The organism is Burkholderia sp. LS-044, from assembly GCF_004803625.1.
In the GTDB taxonomy this organism is placed as follows: Bacteria; Pseudomonadota; Gammaproteobacteria; order Burkholderiales; family Burkholderiaceae; genus Burkholderia; species Burkholderia cepacia.
Window position 1 is genome coordinate 1 of sequence record NZ_SSWO01000014.1, and the last position, 25,401, is coordinate 25,401.

Here is a 25,401-nt window from a genome sequence, read left to right on the forward strand (position 1 = left end):
CCGCATGCAGCGCCGCTACAGCGAGTGCAATCGCACCCGTGAAGCGCCACCGCCCCGGCTTCGCCGCGCGCGCATCCGGCCGTGCGGCAGGCGAAGCCGACGGCGGCCATGCAGCAGCCACCGCGGCGGCCACACCCGCGCCCGTGCGCGGCGCCGCGCGTGCCGCATGCCGGCGCGCCGGCGGCACGCCGTATTCGATCGTCAGACCTGTCATGCTCGACTCCTTGCAATGACGCGCCGCGGCGCGCTACGCGACCCACGCATGGCGTTGCCGGTCGATGCGCGTGAACGGCACCGGGTCGATCCATGCGCGCGCATCGAAATCCTGTTCGAGAAAGCCCCACTCGACGAGGAAATCCTTGAACGCCACCAGCCCGTCGATCGACGTCTGCGCGAGCCCCGTCTCCAGATGGCGGTGCACGTCCGCGCCGTACGCATAGCGCACCCATTCGTCGGACGCGCGCGTTTCGCGGCCGATATAGGCCACCGTCTCCGCCGGATGACGCGCGGCCCAGTCGCCCGCGCCCACCACGACCGACAGGAAGCGGCTCACGAGATCGGGGCGCGCGTCGATCAGTGCACGATCGACGGTCAGCGTGCGCGGCGTGCCGTTGCCGATCCGCACCAGCGGATCGGGGTGCGCGCCGAGATCGATGACCACCTGCGCGTCGATCAGGTGCACGGTTTCGAGCCCTTCGACCCCTTTCACGAACACCGCGTCGACCTCGCCGCGCACGAGCGCCGCGATCTCGATCCCGTACTCGTGCGGGCCGCGCGTAAACGATGCCGGCCCGGTGCGGCGTTCGCGTTCGTCGGGCAGGTCGACCCATTCGGCGTCGCCGTGCCCGAGCCCCTCCAGTTCGAGCGCGCTCAGGAAGCCTTTCAGCGCGGCCGCGCGCCAGAAGTCGATGCTGATCGGATGGCGCGGCAACCCGAGCCGCCGGCCGCGCAGATCGCGGGCGGTGCGGATGCCGCGATCGGGCAGCGTGACGATCGCCTGGAACTCGTTGGTCCACGACAGGCCGATCACGCGCGTATCGGCGCCGCGTGCCCGCGCCCACAGCGCCGGAATGTTGCCGCCCTGCCGGAACGAGGACGGGAGGCTGTGATCGAAGTGCGATTCGCGCTTGCCGGCGTCGGCCGTTTCCTGCAGCGAATGCAGCGCGATGCCGTCCGGCCCGAACTCCTCGTCGAACCAGCCGCGGTGCACGGCGATGCCGAGCGCGGTCGGCACCGGGCAGCGCGTGTACCAGAGTGCGTCGCGGGCCGTGGCCTGCGCAGCGAGTGTCGTCATGGTGAATATCCTTGTCGTTGGAATGCGGGGGGATGCCGTTGCGCTCATGCGCCGGCCACGCGCAGCGCCGCCTGCGTGCCGCGCGCGTTCAGCGCGCCGTCGACGAGCGGCAGCACTTCCTCGCCCACGCGGTACGCCTCCTCGAGATGCGGGTTGCTCGCGAGGATGAACGTCGACACGCCGATATCGACGTATTCCGCGAGCCGCTCGGCCACCTGCTCGTGGCTGCCGACGATCACGCAGCCGGGGCCGCCGCGAATCTGCGACATCCCGGCCCACAGGTTCGGGCCGACGATCAGGTCGTCGAAGTGCTGCGTGTTGCCCTGGTGCAGCGCGAACTGGCGTTTCGCACCGACCGATTCCGACGACGCGCCGCGCCCGCCGAAGCCGTTGCGCGTCGCGTCGCCCACCGTCGCGAACATCTGCCGCAACTCGGCCCACGCCTGCTCCTCGGTCTCGCGCGCCAGGATGTCGATGCGCATGCCGAAGCGCAGGTCGCGCTCGGCGTTCTGGCGATCGAGCGCGCGGCGGGCCGCATCGATCACCTCCTTCTGTTTCGCGAGCGGCTCGCCCCAGCTCAGGTGCACGTCGCCATGCTTCGCGGCAACCGCGAGCGCGGCATCGCTCGCGCCGGCCAGGTAGATGCGCGGCGGTTTCTGGCCGCTCAGCGGCGGCAGCAGGCCGCCGCCTTCGACGCGGTAGAAGCGTCCGTCGAACGTGAACGGCTCGCCGGCCGCGACGCCCTTCACGACGTCGAGGAATTCGTCCGTACGCGCATAACGGCTGTCGTGATCGATGAAGTCGCCGTACGCGCGCTGGTCGGGGCCGCCGCCGCCCGTGACGACGTTCCACTCCACGCGGCCACGGCTGATCCGCTGCAGGCTCGCGGCCATCTGCGCCGCGTAGACGGGATGCACGAAATGCGGCTGCAGCGCGATCAGGAGCCGCAGCCGGCGCGTCTCGCGCGCCAGCGCGGCCGCCACGATCCACGGCTCCTCCGTGAAGCGGAAGATCGGGATCAGCGCGCCGTGGAAGCCGGCGATATCGGCCGCGCGCGCGACCTGCGACAGATAGTCGATGTAGCCGAATTCGTCGTCGTCGACTTTCGGCGCGACGCGCGATCCGCGCTGGCGGTTCCATTCGCCGCGTGTATGCAGGTCGTGTGCGCGCCTGCCGTCGCCATGCATCGGCAGGCGCCACAGAAATTCAACAGCCATCGGGGTTCTCCTGGTCGGGCCATTCGGATTGCGTGCGGCATCGGCATGCCGCCCGTGTGCTGCGCTGTAAAGCACGCGGTGTGCCAACCGGCCCGACGCGGCACCTGCGCGGCCGCCTGCAAACCTGCGCGGCGCCTTGCACGCCGGGCGTCGACGGCAACCGGATCGCACACGTCCGGCCGTGGCCGGCACGGTCGCGACAGGCCCGTGCCGTGCTGCTGCATCGGCCGCACCGCTGCTGCGCGCGCAACAGCGGCCCACGCGACTGTTGCTGGCGCAACAGGCCATGCGTCGACACGTGCATCGCCCTTTTCGCGCGACGCCCGCACCGCGTGCGGCCGCGCCGTTTCCGTTCACTGGCCCGGAACTTGCAACGCTGACCGGCCCGCGCGTGCGCACCGACACCGAACGGCACCGCGCGCGACCGCGCTTCGACCATGCTTACGCAGAGAGGGAATCTCACACATGACAGACAGGCCCGATTCGTCATCGGACAAGCAGCAGACGTTCTGGTACGCCCGATCGCCCGTGCCGACCCCGCTCGGCATCGCCGTGCATCTCGGCTGGCTCAACGGCGAGACGTCGGCCGACGGCGTCGCGATCCGCTCGCCGCGCGGCGCCACGCGGCACGACGTGTCGTCGATCAGCGACCACACGCTGACGCAGTCGTTTCGCCAGGGCGGCAGCATCCCCGCGATGTGGGCGCGCTCGAACGGCGCAAACACGCGCGTGATCGGGCTGTCGTGGGTCGACGAATCGCAGTTGATCCTCGCGCGGCCCGAGTCGGGCATCCGCTCCGTGAAGGCGTTGCGCGGGCGCCGCGTCGCGATCCCGAGCCGCCCCGACGACCGCATCGACATCTTTCGCGCGTCGGCGCTGCGCGGCTTCGTGAACGCGCTGAGCCTCGACGGGCTGACCACCGCCGACGTCGAACTCGTCGACGTGCATGCACGCACGCTGCAGGCCGTCGGGCCGGCGCGCGCGGCGGACCTGTTCGCGTCGCCGCACGGCTTCTCGAGCCGTGCGCTGTACGCGGCCGAAGCCGGCGCACTGCTGCGCGGCGAGGTCGACGCGATCTACGTGAAGGGCTCGACCGGCCTCGAGATCGCGCAGCTGATCGGCGCGCATGTCGTGATCGACATCGGCTTTCATCCGGAGCGCTCGATCCGCAACAACAACGGCACGCCGCGCCCGCTGACCGTCAACGCGGACGTGCTCGCGAACCATCCGGACATCGTCGCCGGCTTCCTGAAGCTCGTGGTCGCGGCCGGCGAATGGGCCGGTACGCATCCCGACGAAACCGCGCACTACGTGGCCGGCGAAACCGCGTCGTCGATCGACTGGGTCCGCGCCGCGTACGGCAACCAGCTGCACCGGCACCTCGGCGTCAACCTCGACGACGAATCCGTCGCGGCGCTCGACGACTTCAAGACGTTTCTGCACGACCGGGGTTTTCTGGAAGCCGACTTCGACGTCGCCGACTGGATCGACCCGCGCCCGCTCGCCGACGTGCTGCGGCCGTCGCGGCAGAAACGCGCGTGAGCCACTGAGTGAGCCCCCGCGTGCGCCTCTTTTCCGCCCACTGATCCCGACCATCATGAAACACACGCTCTCCCTCGCTTCGCTGCGCCGCCCGCTGCGTGCGCTGTTCGCCGCGCTGCCGCTTGCCGCGGCATCGCTCGCCGCACCGGCCGCGCACGCGGACGATGCGCCCAAGGTGGTGCGAATCGCCGTCGTCGCCTATTCGGGCGGCGGCAAGACGCAGTACGCGGGCGCCTCCGCGCTGATCGACGCCGACAAGTCGCTCGAGAAAGCGCTCGCCGCGCGGCACGTGAAGCTGCAATGGGTACCGGTGTCGACCGCGGCGGTCGGCACGCTCGTCAACGAGGCGTTCACGAACGGCAGCATCGACTTCGCGGGCTACGGCGACCTGCCGTCGGTCGTCGTCAACGCGTCGGGCACGCATACGCGCCTGATCGTGCCGGGCGGGGTCGGCAGCAATACGTATCTCGTCGTGCCGGCCGGCTCGAGCGCGAAGTCGATCGTCGACCTGAAAGGCAAGCGCATCGCGCTCAATCGCGGCCGGCCGTGGGAAGTCACGTTCAGCAAGCTGCTCGCCGAGAACGGGCTGAAGCTGTCCGACTTCAGGATCTACAACCTCGACCCGCAGGCCGGTGCGGCAGCGGTCGCGGCCGGCCGCGTCGACGGCTTCTTCACGCTGTCCGACGCGTATTCGCTCGTCGACAAGAACGTCGGCAAGATCATCTGGTCGACCAAGACCGCGCCCGACGACTGGAAGATGCGCGCGGAACTGTGGGCATCCGACGATTTCGTGCGGCGCTACCCCGACATCACGCAGCTCGTCGCGACCGCCTACGTGCGTGCCGCGCACTGGATCTCGCAGCCGCAGAACCGCGATGCGTACGTGAAGATCCTGAGCGCGTCCGGCCAGCCGGAAAGCGTCGTGCGCCGCGAATACGCGGACGAATCGACGCCGTGGAAGGAGCAATGGACGCCGCTCTTCACGCCCGCGCTGACCGGTCACTACCGCGACGTCGTCGCGTACAGCCGCCAGGCCGGCCTGACGTCCGCGCCGGTCGACGTGAACGAGCTGCTCGCGCCGACGTTCGTCGCGACCGCGCTCAAGCAGCTCGGGCTCGACGGATACTGGCGCGCAGACACGGCGCGCGTCGCGAGCCGCTGATGCCGATGCACGCCCTCGCGTCGAACGGCGCACGCGCGATCCGCCTGCCCGGCGTCGCACGGCTCGGCGGGCTCGCGCTGTGGTGGGCCACGCCCGTCGCGTTCGCCACGCTGTGGTGGCTCGCGAGCGCGCAGCGCTGGTTCCCGCCGCAGCTCGTCGTGCCGCCCGGCCGGCTCGCGGCAACGCTGCGCATCCTGCTCGACACCGGCGAACTGCGCGACAACCTGCTGATCACCCTGCATCGCCTCGCGCTCGGGTTCGCGATCGGCGCGACGGGCGGGGCCGCGTTCGGCATCCTGCTGGCGCGCAGCCGGCTGTTCTCCGACTACCTGCGGCCGACGTTCGACCTGCTGCGGCAAGTACCGACGCTCACGCTGATTCCGCTGCTGATCCTGCTGATCGGCGTCGACGAGCCGCTGAAGCTCGTCGTCGTCGGCAAGGCCGTGTTCTTCCCGGTCGCGCTGGCCGCGTACACGGGCGTGCACGACGCGCCGCGCGACCTCGTCGAGATGGCGCGGCACTACGGGCTGGGCCGCTTCGCGCTGCTGCGCGACGTGCTGCTGCCGGCCGCGCTGCCGCCGCTGCTGACCGGCGTGCGGATCGCGCTTGCACGGGCGTGGCTCGCGCTCGTCGCGGTCGAGCTGCTCAGCGCCGACAGCGGGATCGGCCAGATGATGGAACTCGCGCGGCAGATGCTGCGGCTCGACGTCGTGCTCATCGACGTCGCGGTGATCGGGCTGATCGGCTTCGCGATCGACCGGTCGATCGCGCTCGTGCAACGCTACGCATTGCGCTGGCAAGCGCCCTCGCGCTGACCTGACTGGATACGCTTCGACATGACTCCCGCCATACGCTCTCTCTCGCTCGCCCCGCTGCGCCGCCGCGCGCGCGGCCTCGTCGTGCCGGCCCTGCTGGTGGCCGCATGGCAGTTCGCGTCGTCCGGCGACGCGGCCCATCAATACGCGTTCGTGCCATTGCAGCAGGTGGGCGCCGCGCTGGTCGAACTCGCCCGCAGCGGCGAACTCGCGACCGATCTCGGCGCGAGCCTGCGCCGCACGACGCTCGGGCTGGGGTTCGGCGTCGCGTTCGGGCTTGTATTCGGCGCGGCGATGGCACGCTCGACGCTCGCGCGCAAGCTCGGCGAGCCGGCGTTCCAGGCACTGCGCTACGTGCCGCTGCTCGGGCTGATTCCGCTGCTGAGCCTGTGGGCCGGCACCGGCGAATTCGCGAAGGTGCTCATCATCGCGCTCGCCGCGTTCTACCCGATGACCACCGCCAGCTTCGACGGGTTGCGCCGCGTCGATCCGCGCTACGTCGAACTCGCGCAGTCGTATCGCCTGACGCGCATCGGCCTGTGGCGCGACGTGCTGATTCCCGGCGCGCTGCCCGACCTGTTCGCGGGCGTGCTGCAAGCCGTGCCGTTCGCGTGGATCACCGCGACCAGCAGCGAGCTGCTGTTCAACGCGGGCGCGGGAGTCGGCAGCCTGATGCAGAACGCGCAGGCCGGCGCGCGCGCCGACGTGCTGCTGGTCTGCGTCCTGGGGGTGACGGCGCTCGCCGTCGGCATGAGTGCGCTATGCGAGCGGATCGCGCAGCGCGCGCTGCGCTGGCGCGATCACGCCTGACGGCGCAGCCGCGCGTCGGCGTCGCCTCCGTCACCCGCATCGCGCGGCTTCAGGATGCCGAGCTGCGCGAGCCGCGCACGCACGATGTTGCGCGACTGGTCGAGCAGGCGCGACATGCGCAGCTGGTTGTGCTCGCTGTAGTCGAACACGCTGCGGTAGACGGTGTCCTCGATGTGCTGCCAGAGCGACGGCGTGCCGAGATCCAGCAGCTCGATCACCGCATGGCGCAGCGCATCGGTCGCCTCGGCCACGTCGCGCGCACGGCGCGGCGGTGCCGCCGCCGGGGCGCGCGGGTCGTCGGCATCGGGCGCGAGCGACAGCGCGGAGAACTGCAGGTCGCCCACATCGATCGCGCCACCCGCGCAGATCAGCACCGCGTGGTGGATCACGTTCTCGAGTTCGCGGATATTGCCCGGCCACGCGTGCGCATGCAGCCGTGCGCGCGCGGCGTCCGTGAGCGTCGGCGCGGCGACGCGCAGCCGCTTCGCATAGGTGTCGATGAAGTGCTCGATCAGCGGCGCGATGTCGCCGAGGCGCTCGCGCAGCGGCAGTAGGCTCAGCTTCACGACGTTGAGCCGGTAGTAAAGATCCTCGCGGAAATTGCCCGCGCGCACCGCGGCTTCGAGATTCACGTTGGTCGCCGCGACGAGCCGCACGTCGATCTTCACGGTCTTGCGCGAGCCGACCGGCGTCACTTCGCGCTCCTGCAGCACACGCAGCAGCTTGACCTGCGCGGACAGCGGCAGGTCGCCCACCTCGTCCAGAAACAGCGTGCCGCGATTCGCGGATTCGAACCAGCCGGGCTGGCTGTTGATCGCGCCGGTAAACGCGCCGCGTTCGTGGCCGAACAGCTCACTTTCGATCAGCGTCTCGGAGAATGCGCCGCAGTTGACCGCCACGAACGGGCCGTCATGGCGCTCGCTCAGCGAGTGCACGAGGCGCGCGATCAGCTCCTTGCCGGTGCCGCTCTCGCCGGTGACGAGCACGGTCGCGTCGCTCGGCGCGACGAGCTGGATGCGCTCGAGCAGCACCCGCGATTTGGGATCGTCGAACGTCAGCGCCTTCGCACGGATCGTGATCGCATGCGAATTCGGGTCCGGCAAACTGAAGATGGCCATGGCACGACCGGCGTGTTGAACGGGGAAGGTTCGACGATAGCAAGGCGCGCGCCGGGGATGAACCAATTCATCGAGCTATCGGTATGACGGCGGCCGGATTGCGCCGGCCGCCGCGCGAGCTCGCGCGATGTCACGCGAGACCGGTCATCTTCCATTGCTGCTCGAGCGCGCCCGGCCCGAACTCGAGCGAGCCGCCGAGCGGCTCCGCGAGCGCCTGGAAATACGCGGCTTCCTCGAGGATCAGGATGTACTTCGACACGTCGAGGATCGATTTTCCCCAGAAGGTTGCGCCGCCGTTCGCCTCGATGATCGCCGGTACCTCGGGGTCGCGGCGGATCGTGTCGACGATGAAACGCGGCTCGCCGGGACGGCGATCGACGTACACCGGAATCTCGCGGGCGCGCGTGTAGCGCGCGGCCGGCGCATAGCGGATCGGCAGCGGGCGATGCGCGCTCGCCCATGCGCCGAGATACGGGCCGTGCACGTGGATCACGACACCGACGTCCGGCGCCTCGCGGAACACGTCCGCGTAACGCGGCCCGTTGCCGCCCGCACGCGCGTCGCCATGCAGCACGTCGCCGTCGAACGTCACGACGACGGGCTGGACTTCCTGCGAGGCGGCCCACGGGCTCGGCGCCGACAGCGCGACGACGAGCTCGGTGCCCGGCACGCGCTGGAACGCCTGGAACGTGTTGGTCGCGGACAGCGTGCGCGTGTCCTTCAGCACGCGTGCGGCCTGCGTGAATTCGCGCGTGGCACGCTCGACGAATGCCACGAGTTCGCCGCTGTCGATGGTTGGGGTGACGGACATGAGGATGGTTTCCTTGATCGGGTGGACGGAGGGGATCGCAACGCAACGTCGCGACACACGCCGACCGGATCAGCAGCAATCGTGCCAGCCGGGCGCGCTCGCATCGAATGCCCGCGCCGCGGTGCGGGCCGGTCATGCACGACGCCCGCGGCACGATCGATGCCCCTGCGTTTGTTGCGGGAGCAACAGCCCGCCGGCCCGGATTGCTGCGCGACGCGCAGCCGGCGCATGCGTGCGGCACACGCGGTACGACGCAACGGCCCGTCGCACCGCGCGCCGCACATGCAACGGATGCGCTGGTTCGAAACTTGCGTCGTGCTCGGCCCGCGCCATGCACCGTCCGGCGCTTCCGATCCGATCTCATCGACCTCCATCCGACCATGACGCTTCTCCCCCTGCGCGGCTGCGCCGCGCGCGCACTGCTGGCTTCGGCGCTCGCCGTATCGTCTTTCCTCTCGCACGCGGCTTCGCCCGGCCGCGTTCCCGCGCCCGACCCGCTGCAGGGCGACGGCCGCGTGTCCGCGTTCTACACGTGGGACCGCGACATTCCGGCGACGCCCGGCGCGCTGCTGCGCACCGAGCCGCTGCCCGCGACGCTCGGGCTCGCGAGCGCGGCGCGCCAGTTGCGGATCCTCTATGCGTCGACCGACGGTGTCGGCGGTCACACGCCGATCGCCGTGTCGGGTGCGCTGTTCGTGCCGCGCGGCACGCCGCCCGCCGGCGGCTGGCCGATCGTCGCATGGGCGCACGGCACGTTCGGGATGGCCGACATCTGCGCGCCGTCGTGGTTCGGCCGCTCGTATCGCGACGTGCGCTACCTGAACGCGTGGCTTCAGCAGGGGTTCGCCGTCGTCGCGACCGACTATCAGGGGCTCGGCACGCCGGGCCCGAATCCGCAGCTCAACAACCGCTCGAACAGCTACACGCTGCTCGACAGCGTGCGCGCGGTACTCGGCGGCGTGCCGGGCCTCGCGAACGAAGTCGTGCTCGTCGGCCAGTCGCAAGGCGGATCGGCCGTGTTCGCGGCGGCCGGCTACGCGCCCGCGTATGCGCCCGAACTCGCGATCCGCGCGACCGTCGCCACCGGGACGATCTACAACGCATCGCCCGCCACGCTCGCGTCGCTGCCGAAGTTCGACAGTGCCTACCGGCGCGATCCCGAGCGCGTCGATCCGACACTCGCGTATCAGTTCTACTCGGTGCTCTCCGCCCAGCAGATCGACCCGTCGCTGCGCGCCGACGAAGTGCTGACCGACCAGGCGGTGCCGATCCTCGAACAGGCGCGCATCGGTTGCCTCGCGTCGCTCGAGGACGATGCGGCGCTCGCGCACCTCACGCATGCGAACACCGTGAAGCCCGGCGGCGATGCACGGCTGAAAGCGTGGTGGGACGCGTACCTGACGTACCCGACGCTGAAGATCGCGACACCCGTCTTCATCGGCGCGGGCGCGGACGACGGGCTCGCGCCGCTCGAACTCGCGCTTGCGAAGGACGCGTGCGCGGCGGGCACGACCGTCGAAGCGCACCTGTATGCGGGCCGCGAACACAACGGCACCGTAAACGCGTCGCTCGCCGATTCGATCCCGTTCGTGAAGCGCGTGCTCGCCGGCGAGACGATCCACCCGGTCTGCACGCCCGCCGCGCAGCAGGCCGTGTCGCGGTAACGCGCGCCGCGCGCTTTGCACGCCGGCGCGAATGCATTTCCGAATCCGTTATTGGATCGCGTCGCCGCGCATTTTTATACTCGTCAGCACTCTCTTCCAAAGAGTGCCAGCCAATCTCGACAGAACAGCACAGGACGAACCTATGAGCCTACGCCCCTTGCACGACCGCGTGATCGTGAAGCGACTCGACCAGGAAACCACCACCGCGTCGGGCATCGTGATCCCCGACAGCGCCGCGGAAAAACCCGACCAGGGTGAAGTGATCGCCGTTGGCCCCGGCCGCAAGGATGCGGACGGCCAGCGCATCGTGCCCGACCTGCAGGTCGGCGAGCGCGTGCTGTTCGGCAAGTACGCGGGCCAGGCCGTCAAGCTGGACGGCACCGAGTTTCTCGTGCTGCGCGAGGAAGACATCGTCGCAGTCGTCAACCAGTAACGGAGCGCAATCATGGCAGCGAAGGAAATCATTTTCAGCGACGTCGCACGGGCCAGGCTGACCGAAGGCGTGAACATTCTCGCGAACGCGGTGAAGGTCACGCTCGGGCCGAAGGGCCGCAACGTCGTGCTCGAACGCAGCTTCGGCGCGCCGGTCGTCACGAAGGACGGCGTGTCGGTCGCGAAGGAAATCGAACTCGCGGACAAGCTGCAGAACATCGGCGCGCAGCTCGTGAAGGAAGTCGCGTCGCGCACCAGCGATGCGGCCGGCGACGGCACCACGACGGCCACCGTGCTGGCGCAGGCGATCGTCCGCGAAGGCCAGAAGTACGTCGCGGCCGGGCTCAATCCGCTCGACCTGAAGCGCGGCATCGACAAGGCCGTCGCGGCGGCCGTCGACGAGCTGAAGAAGATCAGCCGCCCGACCACCACGAGCAAGGAAATCGCGCAGGTCGCGACGATCTCCGCGAACGGCGAGGAATCGATCGGCCAGCGCATCGCGGAAGCAATCGACCGCGTCGGCAAGGAAGGCGTGATCACCGTCGAGGACGGCAAGTCGCTCGCGGACGAGCTCGATGTCGTCGAAGGGCTGCAGTTCGATCGCGGCTACCTGTCGCCGTATTTCATCAACAATCCCGACAAGCAGATCGCCGAGATCGAAAGCCCGTACATCCTGCTGCACGACAAGAAGATCTCGAACATCCGCGACCTGCTGCCGGTGCTCGAACAGGTCGCGAAATCGGGCCGGCCGCTGCTGATCATCGCGGAAGACGTCGAAGGCGAAGCGCTCGCGACGCTGGTCGTCAACAACATCCGCGGCATCCTGAAGACGGTGGCCGTGAAGGCGCCCGGCTTCGGCGACCGCCGCAAGGCGCTGCTCGAAGACATCGCGATCCTGACCGGCGGCCAGGTGATCGCCGAGGAAACGGGCCTGACGCTCGAGAAAGCGACGCTGGCGGAACTCGGCCAGGCGAAACGCATCGAGGTCGGCAAGGAAAACACGACGGTGATCGACGGCGCGGGCGATGCGAAGAACATCGAGGCGCGCGTGAAGCAGATCCGCGTGCAGATCGAGGAAGCGACGTCGGACTACGACCGCGAGAAACTGCAGGAACGCGTCGCGAAGCTCGCGGGCGGCGTTGCAGTGATCAAGGTCGGCGGGGCCACCGAAATCGAGGTGAAGGAGAAGAAGGACCGCGTCGACGACGCGCTGCACGCCACGCGCGCGGCCGTCGAGGAAGGCATCGTGCCGGGCGGCGGCGTCGCGCTGATCCGCGTGCGGCAGGCGATCCGCGAACTGCAGGGCGTGAACGCCGACCAGAACGCGGGCATCAAGATCGTGCTGCGCGCACTCGAGGAACCGCTGCGCCAGATCGTCACGAACGCGGGCGAGGAAGCAAGCGTCGTCGTCGCGAAGGTGGCCGACGGCTCGGGCAACTTCGGGTACAACGCGCAGACGGGCGAATACGGCGACCTCGTCGAGTCGGGCGTGCTCGATCCGACCAAGGTCACGCGCACGGCGCTGCAGAACGCGGCGTCGGTCGCGGGGCTGCTGCTGACGACCGATGCCACCGTGTTCGAAGCACCGAAGGATGCGGCACCGGCGGCTGCGCCGGGTGGCCCGGGTGCGGGCGGGCCGGGGTTCGATTTCTGACGACCCGACGCGTATGCCGGTTCGCCGGCATGCGCGACCGGCACGCACAGCGAAACGCAGGCAACGCGTGGCGACGAAAGTCGTCACGCGTTTTTTGCATGGGGCTGCGAAAACGGGCGGCGTGCCGGCCCGCTGGCGCGCTCGGGTAAGATGAACGCCCGTCCGCCGCCCCGCCGCCCACGCCATGCCGACCGTACAAACCATTCTCGACGACTATGAACGCCTCGGCTGGACCGGCAACGATCCGATGTCGCGGATGCTGGCGCTGCGGCGCGACAACCCGGCGGCACTCGCCGACCTCGTGATCGCTTCGTTCGATCGCGAGCTGTCGCATGCGACATTCCTCGACGCCGCACTCGACCTGATGGACGACACCGCTTTCGCGAACGTCACCGCCGCGGCGTGGCAACGCGTCCGCGACGGCGCATGGAACACGCGGCTCGCGAGCGTGTTGTCGAGCGCGGCAATACAGGCGCCGCAGGTATTTTCCGGTCACTGGGACGTGTTTCTCGACGTTGTGACCGCGAAGCGGTCGCCGCACCTGTACTACGAGGACAACGCGTGGCGAATGCTCGATCCGGCGACGATCGATGCATGGCGCGGCCGGCTTGCCGAGCCCCCCTCCGGCGACGACGCGATGCGCGAACGCGCCGTCGCGCTGCTTCATTCGCGACACCCTGCGGCCGTTCGCGACGCGGCGGCGCGGCTGTTTTCCGACGATCCGGGCAAGTGCGCCAACTGGCTCATGTCTGCCGGCTATGCGCAGGAACACGACACGTTGCGCGCGCTGCATGGCGAGTCGCCGCTACACATCGACTTCGGCCCGACGCTGCGTGCGCCGAGGCTCCGCGAGATGCCGAAGTGGAAACGCGAGATTGACGCGCATCACCCGACCTGGCACGCACGCGATTCGCATCGATCGGGCGCGCGCTTCGGCGGCGTGTCGACGCATCGATGCGGCCTGTGTCACGAGCCGCTGCATCGGTTGCTGACGCTACCGCAACCCGCGGCAGCCGGCATCGACAGCGCGACGCCCGTATCGTTCGACACCTGCCTGTCGTGCGTCGGCTGGGAGAGCGACGGCCCGCTGTTCCACCGGCACGACGACGCAGGCAACGCCTGCGCGCACCCGTCCCAGCAACGCGACATCGCGATTCAGCCCGAGTATCCGGCGGCCGCATTCGTGGAGGCCGACGTTGCGCTCTTCGCCGCACCGGCACGCTGGACACGGCAGGACTGGGGCGAATCGAACGGCCGGCAGAACCTGAGCCGTGTCGGCGGCGCGCCGTCGTGGGTACAGTCGGCGTGGTATCCCGACTGTCCGGATTGCGGCCGCAAGATGTCGTTCGTCATGCAGCTCGATTCCGGCCTCCCGCAAACGGACGGCGGCGAATGGCTGTGGGGCAGCGGCGGCGCGAACTACACGTTCTGGTGCGCGCCGTGCCGCACCAGCGCGCACCTCTGGCAATGCACGTAGCACGCACCGGCCACGCAACCTTTACGACCTTTTTACTTGCGGACGCGCGTGCGTTCACTAGAATGTGTTCGCCATCCATCACCGAGTACGCACCATGCGCATCCGAAGTCCTCGCCCTCCGAGTTGCTTTTCTGCCTGACAGGCAGGACGCCTGCGTCTCTCTTTTCCCGAGCCACCGTCCTGCCAGCAGGCGGACGGTGCGCGCCGTAGTCATTCCCGTGCACGCTTGAACACGACGTCGATGCGTTGATCGCGCGTCGTGCGGGCAAGCGTGTTCCCGCGGAACATCCCTTACAACGTCGCGCCATCGATCCGCCAGCCCGGCAACGATCGCCTGGCATGCCCGCATCCGGCATGTCGATCCGGTCACATTGCTTTGCATCCCTGATTTAACCCGCTGAAGTTCCCGATACCGGAGCCCGGTCATGTTCGAGATCGACAAGCATTACACCCGCGAATTCATCCATACCGCGTGCGGCGGCAGCAAACAGGCATTCCTGCCGACGAAGAACGGCAAGGTCGTGGCCGCCTGCCTGCGCACGGACCTCGACCCGCACGCACCCGACGTGATCCTCTGCGACGGCAGTGCATCCGCGCGCGCGGCCGGCAGGACGCTCGCCGCACAACGCGATGCGATTCCGGTGTTCATCCGCATGGCCACGGACGCGTACCGCTTCGTCGGCCGGTACGTCGTCAGCGAATCGCTCACCGCACCGCTCGACTGCGCGCCTTACGTGCGCAACAGCGGCTTCACGCCCGGGCAGATCTCGCGCGTGCTGAAGCTCAAGCGCTGCTGACGCGCGCAGCGCGCGCCTTTCCGGTCGCCTTTCATCAAGGAGCAATCATGCTTGGCCTGACGTTCTGGAAACACGTGATCGGCACACGACCCGATGCCGCCCGAGACGATCGCGCAACGGCACTCGGCCGGCACCGCGTGCGCTCGAGGACGCTGGTGCTGACGAGCGCCGCGGTGGCATTTGCGGCGATCGCGTTCGGTGCGCCGGTCGTCGGCATTTCGGTGTTCTTGCTGACGACGTTGCCGTTCGTGCTGTCGGGTACCTGACGATGTCCTTGTCGGGCACGCGGCGGGCGCCAGCGCAATCGATACGAAATTTTAATGCGGCGCCCCCGCGTCTCTGACACCGTCTTTACACGCTTTTGTCTAGGATTTCCCTGTCATCCCGACACGGAGAGATCCGCATGCAAACGCAGCAGGCCGCCGCCGGCGGCCAACCCGACCTTCCCTGCCGACACGGCGGCGCAACGTTCGCGACCCGGCTGGCCGACGCGTGCCCGCCGGACAACATCCTGCTCGACGTACCGGTCGAAAGCGCGATCCAGTTGTTCGACCTCGTCGCGCGCTATATCGAGCGCAGCAGCGGTGTGTCCGCGGAACGGATCAGGACCGAACTGACGAAGCGCGAGCAACTCGGCTCGACCGGCCTCGGCCAGGGCGTCGCGATTCCGCATGCGCGTGTCGCCGGCCTCCGCTCGGCCATCGCGCTGTTCGTTCGCGCGCAGTATCCGTTCCCCTTCAACGCGCCGGATCGCAAGCCCGTGCGCGAATTCATCGTGCTGGTGCTGCCGCAGGAAGACAACCGCGCGCACCTCGAACTGCTCGCCGACGCGGCGCGCTGTTTCAGCGAACGTCCGTTCCGGCAGTCGTCGCGCGACGCGCTGACGCCCGACGAGATTCACCGGCTGATGCAACGCACGTATTGATGCCGTCGTGGTGCCGCGTCGTGCGGCAACACGCACTCCCTTCATCCATTCGGATTCCCATGTTCCCAGACCCTGAAAGTCCCACCCCGACGTCGCGCCGCGTAGCCGGCCTGGCGCGCTCGCTGCCGTTCATGCAGGCCCTGCACGGGCAGACCGTCGTCATCGTCGAAGGCGGCGCCGCGAGCGACGCACGCGCCCGCCACGCATTCGCGCAGGATGTCGCGCTGCTCGCACTCACCGGCGTTCGCCCGATCGTCGTGCAGGGCGTGCCGGCCGCGTCCGGTACGCAATCGATCCACGCCGTTCATGCGGCGATGGCGGGCGTCAATCATGAACTGGTGCGCCTGATCGGCGGTCACGGCGCCAAGGCGATCGGCATCGACGGCCACGACGGCGGCCTGCTGGTGGCGAGCGCCCATTCCGACCGCACCGACACGAGCGCGGTCGCCCGCTTCGACGGCACGGCGCTGAACGCGTTGCTCGAGAACGGGCTGGTGCCCGTCGTGATGCCGGTCGCCCCGGACGACGCAGGCCATGATCACCTGCTGCGCGCGGAACAGCTCGGCAGCCTCTTCGCGCAGCGCACCGGCGCCGTCACGCTGGTGATGATGGTCGACAGCGCGCTGCTGCGCGAACTCGGCGAGCTCGCCGGGCTCTACGGCATCACGGAACTCGAGCAATGGCTGGCCGAGCATCCGGCCGCAACCGCAGCGCCTTGCGTGCGGGAAGCGCTCGATGCGCTCGCGCACGGCGTGCAGAACGTCCATCTCGCCGATATCGGGCAACCCGAATCGCTGATCGACGAACTGCTGACGGAGGAAGGATCGGGGGTCGTGTTCTGCCGGCGCGGCAACACCGACCTGCTGGCGGAAACCCGCCGCTACTTCGCGGATTCGGCGAGCGTGCTGCGCGACGGCTTCAACGTCGAGCAGAAGCAGGTCGTGCGGTTCTGAATTTTGCAGCAGAACCGCACGCGGCGCGGTGCGCAGTGCCGTCAGAACATCTGGCGCAGGCCGACGGCAGCCCCGACGTTGTTGGTCCTGCCGATCTGGTCGACCTTGCCGGTGAGCCGGTTGGTGGCACCCGGATAGTCGGCCGCGAACGCACCGTTGCCGCGCGAGAAATCGACCGTGCCGTAGACCTCCGTATGCTTGGACAGCGCATACTCGGCCAGCACGGTCGCCGAGTAGTTGATCCCCGAGCCGAGCGTGCCGTCGAGCCGCTGCGCGTTGCGTGCGTGGCCGTAGTAGCCGGCCACCGTGATCAGCAGCGGCGCGGTGGCCTGCCAGTTGGCGCCGACGTAGAACGTGTCGTCGATGCGGTTCGGGCTCCCGCCGCTCAACGCCGGTGCGCCGGCCTGCTGCATGTTGAAGTCGGTCGTGCCCGTCTTGTCCTGGCCGTGCAGCCAGCCGGCCAGCAGGCGGACGGAGGGCGTAACCTGATACGCGCCGCTCACGTGCAGAAAGTTCACCTTCGCGCCGTTGGTCGCACTGCCGTTCACGGACGATACCGAGGTCTGCTGGAAGCCTGCGTTGATCGACGCGGGCCCTTGCGCGTAGGTGAGCTCGACGCCGTACGTGCTGTCGAGGCCCATCGCACCGGCATGATTGCCGAAGCCGTAGATCGCATCGACGCTGAACCCGTTGTACGTGAATGCGTACTTCACCGAGTTCGGCACCGTCAGGTAGTTGCCAATGCCGTTGTACGCCCAGCTGTCCTGCCAGTAGTCGCCGACGGTCATCGGATCGAATACGTCGCCCATCGTGTCGTACACCGGCGCGTACTGGTTGCCGAACGTCAGCGTGCCATATCGGCTGTTCGACAGGCCCACGTAGGCCTGCCGGCTGAACAGCGTGTTCGCGACGTGCAGCTTGCCGTCGCCCAGCTCGAAACCGTTCTCGAGACGGAAAATCGCCGACAGCCCGCCGCCGAGATCCTCGCTGCCGCGCAAGCCCCAGCGGCTGTGCGTTTCCGGGCCGACCGTCATTCCGATCAGGTCCTTGCCGTCAGGGCCGGCATTCGTCTGATAACGGATCGCCGTATCGACGAGGCCATACAACGTAACCGAACTCTGCGCGAACGTGCACGATGCAGACATGGTGAAAGCGGCGCCGATACAACCGGTGACAACGGTGCGTCTCATGAAAGGCCTCCCTGGGCAATTGATTTTGTAAGCAGTCCGATAGCATTCGTGGACGGACGCCATTACTGCGAACGGGAGAATAATCGGCCATATTCGCGGCACCTATTACCGCTTCTGGATTGGACCTTTCCAGCGTCGTCAACAATCGCTGTCGTGCACGATGCGGCGGCCCGGCGCGATCGAGATCCGCTGTCGCGGCCTGCCGGACGGCGGGCAAATCACGTTCCGCCCCAATGATTCACATCGTGTCGAAGCGCGCCACCGATGGTTCGATGCCCGGCTGTCGGAGCATGGCCACGGCGCGCAGAGCGGCAACGAGCCCGACACGGTGCGTCCTTCGCGACCCGATGCGCCGGCGTCGAATCAGGCTCGGGCGGCATCGATCCGGAATACCGCGATCGTCGCTTCCAGCTGCCCCGCCTGCGCTTTCAGCGCCGCCGCCGCTGCCGATGCCTGCTGCACCAGCGCGGCATTCTGCTGCGTCACCTGATCCATCTGCGCGACGGCCTGATTGACTTGCTCGATGCCCCGCGACTGCTCGTCGGACGCGGCGGTAATCTCGCTCATCAGTACGTCGACCCGTCGCACCGACGCCAGTATTTCCGTCATCGTCCCCGTCGCGCGATCGACCTGCCGTGCGCCGGTGTCGACGCGCCTGAGCGAATCCGTGATCAGTTCCTTGATTTCACGCGATGCCGCGGCACTGCGCTGGGCCAGCGAGCGCACTTCGCCCGCCACGACCGCGAACCCGCGCCCCTGTTCGCCGGCCCGGGCCGCTTCGACCGCGGCGTTCAACGACAGGATGTTGGTCTGGAAGGCGATGCCTTCGATCACCGTGATGATCTCGGCGATCTTGCCTGACGATTCCGACAGCCCCCGCATCGTCCTGACGACCTCTTGCGCGGCCTGATTGCCCTGCTCGGTCAGCAGCGCCGCGTCGCTCACCACCTGGCTGGCCTGCTTCGCGTTCTCGGCGTTCTGGCGAACCGTCGACGTCAGCTGCTCCATGGACGCGGCCGTCTCCTCCAGCGACGCGGCCTGCTCCTCGGTCCGTTGGGACAGATCCATGTTGCCCTCCGCGATCTCCCGAGCGGCGGCGTCGATCGCGTGCGAGCCGTTCTGCACCGCCCGGATCGTCTGGAGCAGTTCGCCCTGCATCGTCTGCAAGCCGGTCAGCAGTTGCCCCATTTCGTCGGTCGAATGAACCTCCACCCGGGTCGTCAGGTCGCCTTCGGCGATGGCGCCGAAATGGCCCAGTGCGTTCGCCAGCGGCGTGCCGATCGCCCGTTGCAGCGACCACCATGTCAGCGTGGCCGCCCCGAGCGCGACCAGGCTCCCGGCAAACGCCATGGCGATGAACCAGTGGAAGCGTGCCTGCGCGGCATCGAACGTCGCCCGCGAAGCCGTGATCTGGAGCTGCCCGAGCGCATCCATGGCGTCGGACGCGTCGATGAACAGCGACGGCGGGATGCGTCGCCAGACTTCCGGAATTTTGGCCGCATCATGGGTGGCTATGGCCTCGAACATCGGCTCCAGCCCGTTGTCGACCAGCGCCTTGAACTTGCTGCCGGCGTCGGCCGCGCGGCGGGCCTCTTCGGGGCCGGAGAACGGCAGCGCACGATAGGCGTCCCATGCCTTCCTCGATGCGGCCAGCATGTCGCGGGCCACACCGGTTTCCTGCGGAACTTCGTCGCTGGCCGGATCGAGCGCGATGCGATACAGCCACAGGCGCGTCCTCGACAGCGCGACATTCGCCTGCCCGAGCGCCTCCGACGAAGCGAGCCGTTCGGAATAGAGCGTCTTCACGTCGTTGTTTCCGATTGCCATGCCGACCACGCCGATGATGCCGCCGACAACCAGCAATACTCCGAGAAAACCCATCGCCAGCGCCAGACGGGTGCGAATGCTGAAATTCTTGATCATGGTCAGGAGAGCGTTGAGCACGCCGCCGGTGCATGCGACGCATGCGCGTGAAACCAGTCGGGTACGGCACGTGCAAGGTCGACTTCCCGATAACGACCAAAGTGACGCCGGGATTAACGCAGAATCCGTAACGGACGTTTCCAGAAGCGGCGAGTTGTGATCCGCGCGAGTCCGTGATAGCAAGGTGTGCAACGCTTGCACACTGAATCATCCGATGAATATCCAGGTGCCCGGGCACTGGCGGGCGCACGTGTCGCGTGATGGCATGCCGATGCGCCCCTGCGCTCACGTCGGGCTGCTTTCGACCGTGCGCGCTGCGTACCGGCTTCCACGCAGATTGATCTGGATAACAAACCATTCAGCCGCCCTGCCCGAAGCGCGCCGATCATGCCTTAGCCGCTCGGCGAGCAATCAACCCGCAGGACCGCTGATCGCCAGCGTCCTGCTGCGCAGCTTGGCCGGGCCATGCCCGAACTTCGTGATCACCACTTCGACCGCAATCGCGCAACGCAGCGCCGGCGGAATGCCAGGCGCAACGCACGGCGCAATGGCGCTCCCGTCAATGCGCCGGTTGCCGATCCGGTGCCAGGCCGTGCCCGATACGACGGCCGGGCTGTGGAGGATGGGGCGCGACGGATGGATGCTCACGGAACGTCGAGCGGCGCGCCATGCCCGCATCGCCACGCAAATGAGGCCGCTTGCGACATCCCGTTGCCGGGCGCCACAAGCGGCCTCCTCGCAGACGGCATGCGTCAGCGTCGCGTCGCCAGCCTTCTCACGACGCTCACCAGCGCGTCGACTTCGTCGCACGTGTTGTAGAACGCGAGCGACGGCCGCACCGTTGCCTCGAGCCCGAACCGCCGCAGGATCGGCTGCGCGCAGTGGTGCCCCGAGCGCACCGCGATGCCCTCTTCGTTCAGCGCCTGCCCGACTTCCTCGGTCTCGTAGCCCTTCAGCACGAACGACAGCACGCTCGCCTTGTCGCGCGCGGTACCGACGAGGCGCACGCCCGGCACCGGTGCGAGCACGCTCGTCGCGTACGCGAGCAGGTCGTGCTCGTAGCGCGCGATGTTCTCGATGCCGACCCGGCTCACGTAGTCGAGCGCGGCACCCAGCCCCACCGCATCCGCGATGTTGCCGGTGCCGGCCTCGAACCGGTTCGGCGGCGGCTGGAACACCGTGCGCTCGAACGTCACGTCCGCGATCATGTTGCCGCCGCCCTGCCAGGGCGGCATGTCGTCGAGGATCGCGCGTTTGCCGTACACGACGCCGATCCCGGTCGGCCCGTAGATCTTGTGCCCGGAGAACACGAAGAAATCCGCATCGAGCGCCTGCACGTCCACGCGCATGTGCGAGATCGACTGTGCGCCGTCGACGAGCGCCTTCGCGCCCGCCCGATGCGCAAGCTCGACGATCTCCTTCACCGGCACAACCGTGCCCAGCGCGTTCGACACCTGCGTGACGGACACGATCTTCGTGCGGTCGTTGAGCAGCTTCCGGTATTCGTCGAGCAGCACCTGCCCCGAATCGTCGACCGGAATCACGCGCAGCTTCGCGCCCTTGAGCGCGGCAAGCTGCTGCCACGGCACGATGTTCGCGTGATGCTCGAGGTTCGACACGATGATCTCGTCGCCTTCGCCGACGTTCTGCACGCCCCACGACTTCGCGATCAGGTTGATCGCCTCGGTCGTGCCGCGCACGAACACGATCTCGTCCGGCGACGATGCGCCGATGAAGCGCCGCACCGTTTCCCGCGCATGCTCGTACGCATCCGTCGCGCGGCCGGCCAACGCATGTGCCGCGCGGTGAATGTTCGAGTTCTCGTGTGCGTAGAAGTATGCGAGACGGTCGATCACGGCCTGCGGCTTGTGCGTCGTCGCCGCATTGTCGAACCACACGAGCTGCTTGCCGTTCACGCGCTCCTGCAGGATCGGGAAATCGCGGCGGATCGCGTTCACGTCGAACGGCGGGTGCGCGCCGCGATACAGCTGACCTTGTGGCTCAGCTGCGTGCGTATCGTCGATGAAGTAACGCGGCACATCGGAGCCCGACGCGCGCGACGCCGGCACGTCGCGATGCACGGCGAGCAGCTCGCGCAGCGCGTCGTCGCCCGGCAGCCCGAACGCTTCCGGCGACGCGAGGCCGTTCGACGGCACGACGATGTCCTGCGGCGTCGCCTGCCAGCCCTGCAGCGAACCGTCGGTGAAGTAGTACGGCGATGCCTTCGCCGCGCCTTCCGGCGCCGGCGCATTCACTTGCGGCACGCCGAGCGCCGCGCCGCCGACGCGCGGTTCGAGCGCGGGCGCGATCGACACGGCGCTGTCGGGCAGCCCGTTCTGCGCGGCCGCATGCGGCGCGAGCGCCGGTGCGCGGTTGCCGAGCGACAGCACGTGGGTCGGTGCGGACGGCGCGAGGTTCGCGCCGGGCACCTTCCCTTGCGGGAGCGCGAGACCGGGCACGCCGGTGCCCGCGCCGCCCGGCCCCGCGAGCGGCGAGCCGCCCGGGACCGGGTTGCTCACCGACGCCAGGATCGGCGCGGCGGCCGGCAAGGCCGACGGCACGCCGCCGACCGCACCGCTGCCCGCCGACAACCCGGGCGCGGTGGCCTGCCCGGGCGGCGTCGAGAAGAACTCGGACGCGAGCCGCGCAAGCGTCGCGGGATCGGGCAAGCCGGCCGGCAACGGCGCGTGCGGCAGCGCGTGCGCGTCGCCGCCGGCCAGGCCGGGATTAACGGTAGGTGTCGGGATAGTCATGGAACTTGGCGATTTCGACGTCATCGAGGACAGCCAGCGCATCCGGCGAATGGACCGCGAGCGAGCAATACAGCGAGATCAGGTACGACGCGATCGCCTGGTTGTTGATCCCCATGAAGCGCACCGACAGGCCCGGACCCTGCTCGCCCGCGACACCCGGCTGATACAGGCCGACCACGCCCTGGCGCTTGTCGCCGACGCGCAGCAGCAGGATCTTGGTCTTGCCGTCCGCGACCGGCACTTTGTCCGACGGGATCAGCGGGATGCCGCGCCACGTCAGGAACTGCGAGCCGAACAGGCTGACCGTCGGCGGCGGCACGCCGCGCCGCGTGCATTCGCGGCCGAACGCGGCGATCGCGAGCGGGTGCGTGAGGAAGAACGCGGGCTCCTTCCACACCTTGGTCAGCAGCTCGTCGAGGTCGTCCGGCGTCGGCGCGCCCGTCAGCGGGAAGATCCGCTGGTCGTCGGTCACGTTCGCGAGCAGCCCGTAGTCGGGGTTGTTGATCAGCTGGCTTTCCTGCAGCTCCTTGATCGTCTCGATCGTCAGGCGCAGCTGTTCCTTGATCTGGTCATGAGGACTGCTGTAAAGATCGGAGATCCGCGTATGCACGTCGAGCACCGTGCTCACCGCGTTCAGGAAATACTCGCGCGGCTGTTCCTCGTACGGCACGAAGGTCTGCGGCAGCACGCTTTCGTCCTCGAGCTGCGTGCATGCGGCACGCACGGCTTCCGGGTTCTTCACCTGGTTCAGGCGATAGATGCCGGCCTCGACCGGTACCCATTGCAGCAGATGGGTCAGCCAGCGCGGCGTGATCGTGGAAAGCTGGGGGACGGTCTTGGTAGCGTTCGCTAGTTGGCGGGCGGCGTGATCGCTCAGCGCAGCCGCGCCGCTTGCAACGGTCGACATGTGTGGCTCCGGGTTCTTAAGATGAAAAACGGGATTGCTTATGACGCTGGGTGATTATCGGAAGCACGCACCTGCCGGCTCAACATGCTATAGCCGTCATGTCGCGTGCGACCGAAAGGGAAAGGTGACGAGGCGGCCTCAGGTGACGAACGTGCCCGGCAGCAGCGTCGAGATCGATACGTCGAACGCGCGCGCGATCTTGTCGGCCGTGACGATCGACGCGATCGCCTCGCCACGCTCGATCTCGCCGACATACGAACGGTTCAGCCCCGCATGCTCGGCCAGCTGTTCCTGCGACCACGTGCGCGCTTCGCGCAGCCTGCGCACGTTGGCGCCGAAGTGATGGATGAGGTCGCTCATCGCGCCTCCTAGGCGACACGCGCCGCCGCGCGCGGCGTGGCGTTCGTTTCGCTGCGCAGCACCGCCTGCGTGATGTTCTCGCCGGCCGGCACGTCCTGCGTGAGCCACACGTTGCCGCCGATCACCGCGCCGCGCCCGATCGTCACGCGGCCGAGGATCGTGGCGCCCGCGTAGATCACCACGTCGTCCTCGACGATCGGATGCCGTGCGAGCCCTTTCTCGAGATGGCCGGCCGCGTCGCGCGGAAAGCGTTTCGCGCCGAGCGTGACGGCCTGGTACACGCGCACGCGCTCGCCGATGATCGCCGTCTCGCCGATCACGACGCCGGTGCCGTGGTCGATGAAGAAGCCCGCGCCGATGCGCGCGCCCGGATGAATGTCGATGCCGGTCTCCGCATGCGCCTGTTCGGCGATGATCCGCGCGAGCAGCGGCAGGCCGAGCCCGTACAACTCGTGCGCGAGCCGGTGGTGGATCATCGCGAGGATGCCCGGATAGCACAGCAGCACCTCGTCGACGCTGCCGGCCGCCGGATCGCCGTGGAATGCGGCCAGCACGTCGCTGTCGAGCAGCCGGCGGATCTCGGGCAGGCGCGCGGCGAACGCCTGCACGGCCGTCGACGCGACTTCGTCGACATGATCGACCGGCCCGTCGGCATTGCGCTGCCGCGCCGCGTAGCGCAATTCCAGCTTCACCTGCGCGAGCAGCGCGTTCAGCGCCGCGTCGAGCGCGTGGGCCACGTGGAAGTTCTCGCTCTCCTGGCGCAGCTCGGGCGGCCCGAGCCGCATCGGGAACAGCACGCCCTTCAGCGCGCCGATGATCTGCGCGAGCGCTTCGCGCGCCGGCAGGTCGCGCCCGCCCGGTTCGAGCGAGCGCCGCTGCTTCTCGCGCCATGCGCGGCGTACGGTCTGCAGCGATTGAACGATGTCGTCGATGTCGAATGCGGCCATGCTGCGTTCTCCCTGTCTCGGCCGTGAATCAGTCCTGTGCCCACGGCAGGCCGCGGAAGCGCCAGCCGTTGCTGCCGCCGCGATGCTGCCGTTCGTCGAGGTCGCCCTCGAACCCTTCGAGCACGTTGAATACCTGCGTGAAGCCTCCCTTCGTCGCGGCCTCGGCCGCCTGCGCCGAGCGGTTGCCGCTACGGCACAACAGCAGCACGACGGCCGCCTTGCCCGTCTTCGCTTCCAGTTCGCGCACGAAGCGCGGATTGCGCGTCAGGCTCGTGCCGGTCGCCCACGGCACGTGCAGCGATTCCGGCACGTGGCCGACGAATTTCCGTTCCTCGGCCGTGCGCACGTCCACCAGCAGCGCATCGCCGGACGAGAACAGCGCCCACGCGACTTCCGGCGCGACACCGCCCGCATAGGGCGTACCGGCCGCCGCAGCGGCCGCGCGCGCGTCTTCGAGCGCCTGCTGCGCAGCAGTTCGTTCTTCCAGTTCAACCGTCATGACACTTCCTTGTTTTCGCGGATTCGTATGAACAAAAACACCGGGAATTCGGCCGTTGCAGCTTGCGTGCTGTCTATAGCCGTCAGCGCCACTATGCGAGGGCGGCCGGGGAAGCTGAACCAATAAAAATTCATTTCCTAATCAGCGTTGC

Annotated in this window: 24 protein-coding genes and 1 pseudogene; 12 read left to right on the forward strand and 13 right to left on the reverse strand. The window is 68.4% G+C overall.

Annotated elements, in window-relative coordinates:
* The 3 genes and pseudogenes from E9536_RS29325 to E9536_RS29335 form a co-directional block, all read right to left on the reverse strand.
* A pseudogene (locus E9536_RS29325) lies at positions 1-214 on the reverse strand (energy transducer TonB); the annotation flags it as partial.
* A 33-nt stretch (positions 215-247) separates the two neighbouring features.
* On the reverse strand, positions 248-1,294 hold the full coding sequence (locus tag E9536_RS29330) for an ABC transporter substrate-binding protein (protein ID WP_136471692.1): 1,047 nt from the start codon (positions 1,292-1,294) through the stop codon (positions 248-250).
* Positions 1,295-1,338: 44 nt separating this feature from the next.
* The gene (locus E9536_RS29335; protein WP_136471694.1) at positions 1,339-2,511 is read right to left on the reverse strand and encodes an LLM class flavin-dependent oxidoreductase; all 1,173 of its coding nucleotides are present in this window, start codon (positions 2,509-2,511) and stop codon (positions 1,339-1,341) included.
* A gap of 465 nt (positions 2,512-2,976) precedes the next feature.
* Here E9536_RS29335 and E9536_RS29340 point away from each other — a divergent pair, with 465 nt between their 5' ends.
* From E9536_RS29340 to E9536_RS29355, 4 genes are read left to right on the forward strand one after another with little or no spacing between them, the layout of a single operon-like run.
* Complete coding sequence (locus tag E9536_RS29340; protein ID WP_059692909.1) at positions 2,977-4,053, forward strand: hypothetical protein; 1,077 nt, start codon at positions 2,977-2,979, stop codon at positions 4,051-4,053.
* 55 nt (positions 4,054-4,108) lie between these two features.
* The gene (locus E9536_RS29345; RefSeq protein WP_136471696.1) at positions 4,109-5,215 is read left to right on the forward strand and encodes a PhnD/SsuA/transferrin family substrate-binding protein; all 1,107 of its coding nucleotides are present in this window, start codon (positions 4,109-4,111) and stop codon (positions 5,213-5,215) included.
* The gene (locus E9536_RS29350; RefSeq protein ID WP_060085630.1) at positions 5,215-6,030 is read left to right on the forward strand and encodes an ABC transporter permease; all 816 of its coding nucleotides are present in this window, start codon (positions 5,215-5,217) and stop codon (positions 6,028-6,030) included. Before E9536_RS29345 ends, E9536_RS29350 begins: the two co-directional genes overlap by 1 nt.
* Before the next feature lie 21 nt (positions 6,031-6,051).
* On the forward strand, positions 6,052-6,840 hold the full coding sequence (locus E9536_RS29355; protein WP_060070895.1) for an ABC transporter permease: 789 nt from the start codon (positions 6,052-6,054) through the stop codon (positions 6,838-6,840).
* On the opposite strand, the gene E9536_RS29360 is transcribed toward E9536_RS29355, so the two are convergent.
* Positions 6,831-7,958, reverse strand: coding sequence for a sigma 54-interacting transcriptional regulator (locus tag E9536_RS29360; protein ID WP_059687577.1), 1,128 nt, complete (start codon positions 7,956-7,958; stop codon positions 6,831-6,833). The two genes, E9536_RS29355 and E9536_RS29360, sit on opposite strands and share 10 nt — an antisense overlap.
* Positions 7,959-8,088: 130 nt before the next feature.
* Positions 8,089-8,769, reverse strand: a complete 681-nt coding sequence (locus tag E9536_RS29365; RefSeq protein ID WP_060208399.1) for a class II aldolase/adducin family protein — start codon at positions 8,767-8,769, stop codon at positions 8,089-8,091.
* Between the two features lie 380 nt (positions 8,770-9,149).
* On the opposite strand from E9536_RS29365, the gene E9536_RS29370 reads away from it, so the two are divergent.
* The 8 genes from E9536_RS29370 (at position 9,150) to E9536_RS29405 (ending at position 16,671) form a co-directional block, all read left to right on the forward strand.
* A complete protein-coding gene (locus E9536_RS29370) occupies positions 9,150-10,433 on the forward strand; it encodes a lipase family protein (protein ID WP_060085633.1) in 1,284 nt (427 codons plus the stop codon).
* Positions 10,434-10,575: 142 nt separating this feature from the next.
* Positions 10,576-10,866: a co-chaperone GroES gene (gene groES, locus E9536_RS29375; protein ID WP_027790739.1), complete on the forward strand. Its 291-nt coding sequence runs from the start codon at positions 10,576-10,578 to the stop codon at positions 10,864-10,866.
* 12 nt (positions 10,867-10,878) lie between these two features.
* Entirely contained in the window at positions 10,879-12,519 is a 1,641-nt protein-coding gene (gene groL, locus E9536_RS29380; RefSeq protein WP_027790738.1) for a chaperonin GroEL, read from the forward strand.
* A gap of 184 nt (positions 12,520-12,703) precedes the next feature.
* Positions 12,704-13,996, forward strand: coding sequence for a hypothetical protein (locus E9536_RS29385; RefSeq protein ID WP_136471698.1), 1,293 nt, complete (start codon positions 12,704-12,706; stop codon positions 13,994-13,996).
* Positions 13,997-14,421: 425 nt separating this feature from the next.
* On the forward strand, positions 14,422-14,793 hold the full coding sequence (locus E9536_RS29390) for a DUF6697 family protein (RefSeq protein ID WP_136471700.1): 372 nt from the start codon (positions 14,422-14,424) through the stop codon (positions 14,791-14,793).
* Positions 14,794-14,840: 47 nt separating this feature from the next.
* Positions 14,841-15,059: a hypothetical protein gene (locus E9536_RS29395; RefSeq protein ID WP_021156746.1), complete on the forward strand. Its 219-nt coding sequence runs from the start codon at positions 14,841-14,843 to the stop codon at positions 15,057-15,059.
* Between the two features lie 137 nt (positions 15,060-15,196).
* Entirely contained in the window at positions 15,197-15,718 is a 522-nt protein-coding gene (locus tag E9536_RS29400) for a PTS sugar transporter subunit IIA (protein ID WP_136471702.1), read from the forward strand.
* Positions 15,719-15,777: 59 nt separating this feature from the next.
* The gene (locus tag E9536_RS29405) at positions 15,778-16,671 is read left to right on the forward strand and encodes an acetylglutamate kinase (protein ID WP_124918256.1); all 894 of its coding nucleotides are present in this window, start codon (positions 15,778-15,780) and stop codon (positions 16,669-16,671) included.
* Positions 16,672-16,712: 41 nt separating this feature from the next.
* Here the strand turns inward: E9536_RS29405 and E9536_RS29410 are convergent, their stop codons facing one another.
* The 8 genes from E9536_RS29410 to E9536_RS29445 form a co-directional block, all read right to left on the reverse strand.
* The gene (locus E9536_RS29410; RefSeq protein WP_060171452.1) at positions 16,713-17,861 is read right to left on the reverse strand and encodes a porin; all 1,149 of its coding nucleotides are present in this window, start codon (positions 17,859-17,861) and stop codon (positions 16,713-16,715) included.
* A 363-nt stretch (positions 17,862-18,224) separates the two neighbouring features.
* Positions 18,225-19,784: a methyl-accepting chemotaxis protein gene (locus E9536_RS29415; protein WP_136471704.1), complete on the reverse strand. Its 1,560-nt coding sequence runs from the start codon at positions 19,782-19,784 to the stop codon at positions 18,225-18,227.
* Positions 19,785-20,195: 411 nt separating this feature from the next.
* Positions 20,196-20,432 (reverse strand): hypothetical protein, encoded by a 237-nt coding sequence (locus E9536_RS29420; RefSeq protein WP_136471705.1) that lies wholly within the window; start codon positions 20,430-20,432, stop codon positions 20,196-20,198.
* Between the two features lie 104 nt (positions 20,433-20,536).
* Positions 20,537-22,537 carry a family 2A encapsulin nanocompartment cargo protein cysteine desulfurase gene (locus E9536_RS29425; RefSeq protein WP_136471707.1) on the reverse strand — a complete coding sequence of 667 codons (2,001 nt, stop codon included), beginning with the start codon at positions 22,535-22,537 and terminating at the stop codon, positions 20,537-20,539.
* Positions 22,512-23,444: a family 2A encapsulin nanocompartment shell protein gene (locus E9536_RS29430; protein ID WP_027790729.1), complete on the reverse strand. Its 933-nt coding sequence runs from the start codon at positions 23,442-23,444 to the stop codon at positions 22,512-22,514. The genes E9536_RS29425 and E9536_RS29430 overlap by 26 nt, the downstream gene beginning before the upstream one ends.
* Before the next feature lie 138 nt (positions 23,445-23,582).
* Entirely contained in the window at positions 23,583-23,804 is a 222-nt protein-coding gene (locus E9536_RS29435) for a helix-turn-helix transcriptional regulator (protein ID WP_021156738.1), read from the reverse strand.
* An 8-nt stretch (positions 23,805-23,812) separates the two neighbouring features.
* Positions 23,813-24,751, reverse strand: coding sequence for a serine O-acetyltransferase EpsC (epsC, locus tag E9536_RS29440; protein ID WP_027790728.1), 939 nt, complete (start codon positions 24,749-24,751; stop codon positions 23,813-23,815).
* A gap of 28 nt (positions 24,752-24,779) precedes the next feature.
* Entirely contained in the window at positions 24,780-25,250 is a 471-nt protein-coding gene (locus tag E9536_RS29445; protein ID WP_021156736.1) for a rhodanese-like domain-containing protein, read from the reverse strand.
* Positions 25,251-25,401 lie beyond the last annotated feature (151 nt).

Excerpts from the sequence above, each read along its gene's own strand:
- E9536_RS29395 (WP_021156746.1), top strand. The coding sequence starts at position 14,841 with ATGCTTGGCCTGACGTTCTGGAAACACGTGATCGGCACACGACCCGAT.
- E9536_RS29345 (WP_136471696.1), top strand. The coding sequence starts at position 4,109 with ATGAAACACACGCTCTCCCTCGCTTCGCTGCGCCGCCCGCTGCGTGCG.
- groES (WP_027790739.1), top strand. The coding sequence starts at position 10,576 with ATGAGCCTACGCCCCTTGCACGACCGCGTGATCGTGAAGCGACTCGAC.
- epsC (WP_027790728.1), bottom strand. The coding sequence starts at position 24,751 with ATGGCCGCATTCGACATCGACGACATCGTTCAATCGCTGCAGACCGTA.
- groL (WP_027790738.1), top strand. The coding sequence starts at position 10,879 with ATGGCAGCGAAGGAAATCATTTTCAGCGACGTCGCACGGGCCAGGCTG.
- E9536_RS29355 (WP_060070895.1), top strand. The coding sequence starts at position 6,052 with ATGACTCCCGCCATACGCTCTCTCTCGCTCGCCCCGCTGCGCCGCCGC.
- E9536_RS29425 (WP_136471707.1), bottom strand. The coding sequence starts at position 22,537 with ATGACTATCCCGACACCTACCGTTAATCCCGGCCTGGCCGGCGGCGAC.
- E9536_RS29365 (WP_060208399.1), bottom strand. The coding sequence starts at position 8,769 with ATGTCCGTCACCCCAACCATCGACAGCGGCGAACTCGTGGCATTCGTC.
- E9536_RS29340 (WP_059692909.1), top strand. The coding sequence starts at position 2,977 with ATGACAGACAGGCCCGATTCGTCATCGGACAAGCAGCAGACGTTCTGG.
- E9536_RS29390 (WP_136471700.1), top strand. The coding sequence starts at position 14,422 with ATGTTCGAGATCGACAAGCATTACACCCGCGAATTCATCCATACCGCG.
- E9536_RS29445 (WP_021156736.1), bottom strand. The coding sequence starts at position 25,250 with ATGACGGTTGAACTGGAAGAACGAACTGCTGCGCAGCAGGCGCTCGAA.
- E9536_RS29410 (WP_060171452.1), bottom strand. The coding sequence starts at position 17,861 with ATGAGACGCACCGTTGTCACCGGTTGTATCGGCGCCGCTTTCACCATG.
- E9536_RS29370 (WP_060085633.1), top strand. The coding sequence starts at position 9,150 with ATGACGCTTCTCCCCCTGCGCGGCTGCGCCGCGCGCGCACTGCTGGCT.
- E9536_RS29430 (WP_027790729.1), bottom strand. The coding sequence starts at position 23,444 with ATGTCGACCGTTGCAAGCGGCGCGGCTGCGCTGAGCGATCACGCCGCC.
- E9536_RS29330 (WP_136471692.1), bottom strand. The coding sequence starts at position 1,294 with ATGACGACACTCGCTGCGCAGGCCACGGCCCGCGACGCACTCTGGTAC.
- E9536_RS29435 (WP_021156738.1), bottom strand. The coding sequence starts at position 23,804 with ATGAGCGACCTCATCCATCACTTCGGCGCCAACGTGCGCAGGCTGCGC.
- E9536_RS29335 (WP_136471694.1), bottom strand. The coding sequence starts at position 2,511 with ATGGCTGTTGAATTTCTGTGGCGCCTGCCGATGCATGGCGACGGCAGG.
- E9536_RS29415 (WP_136471704.1), bottom strand. The coding sequence starts at position 19,784 with ATGATCAAGAATTTCAGCATTCGCACCCGTCTGGCGCTGGCGATGGGT.
- E9536_RS29350 (WP_060085630.1), top strand. The coding sequence starts at position 5,215 with ATGCCGATGCACGCCCTCGCGTCGAACGGCGCACGCGCGATCCGCCTG.
- E9536_RS29405 (WP_124918256.1), top strand. The coding sequence starts at position 15,778 with ATGTTCCCAGACCCTGAAAGTCCCACCCCGACGTCGCGCCGCGTAGCC.
- E9536_RS29360 (WP_059687577.1), bottom strand. The coding sequence starts at position 7,958 with ATGGCCATCTTCAGTTTGCCGGACCCGAATTCGCATGCGATCACGATC.
- E9536_RS29385 (WP_136471698.1), top strand. The coding sequence starts at position 12,704 with ATGCCGACCGTACAAACCATTCTCGACGACTATGAACGCCTCGGCTGG.
- E9536_RS29400 (WP_136471702.1), top strand. The coding sequence starts at position 15,197 with ATGCAAACGCAGCAGGCCGCCGCCGGCGGCCAACCCGACCTTCCCTGC.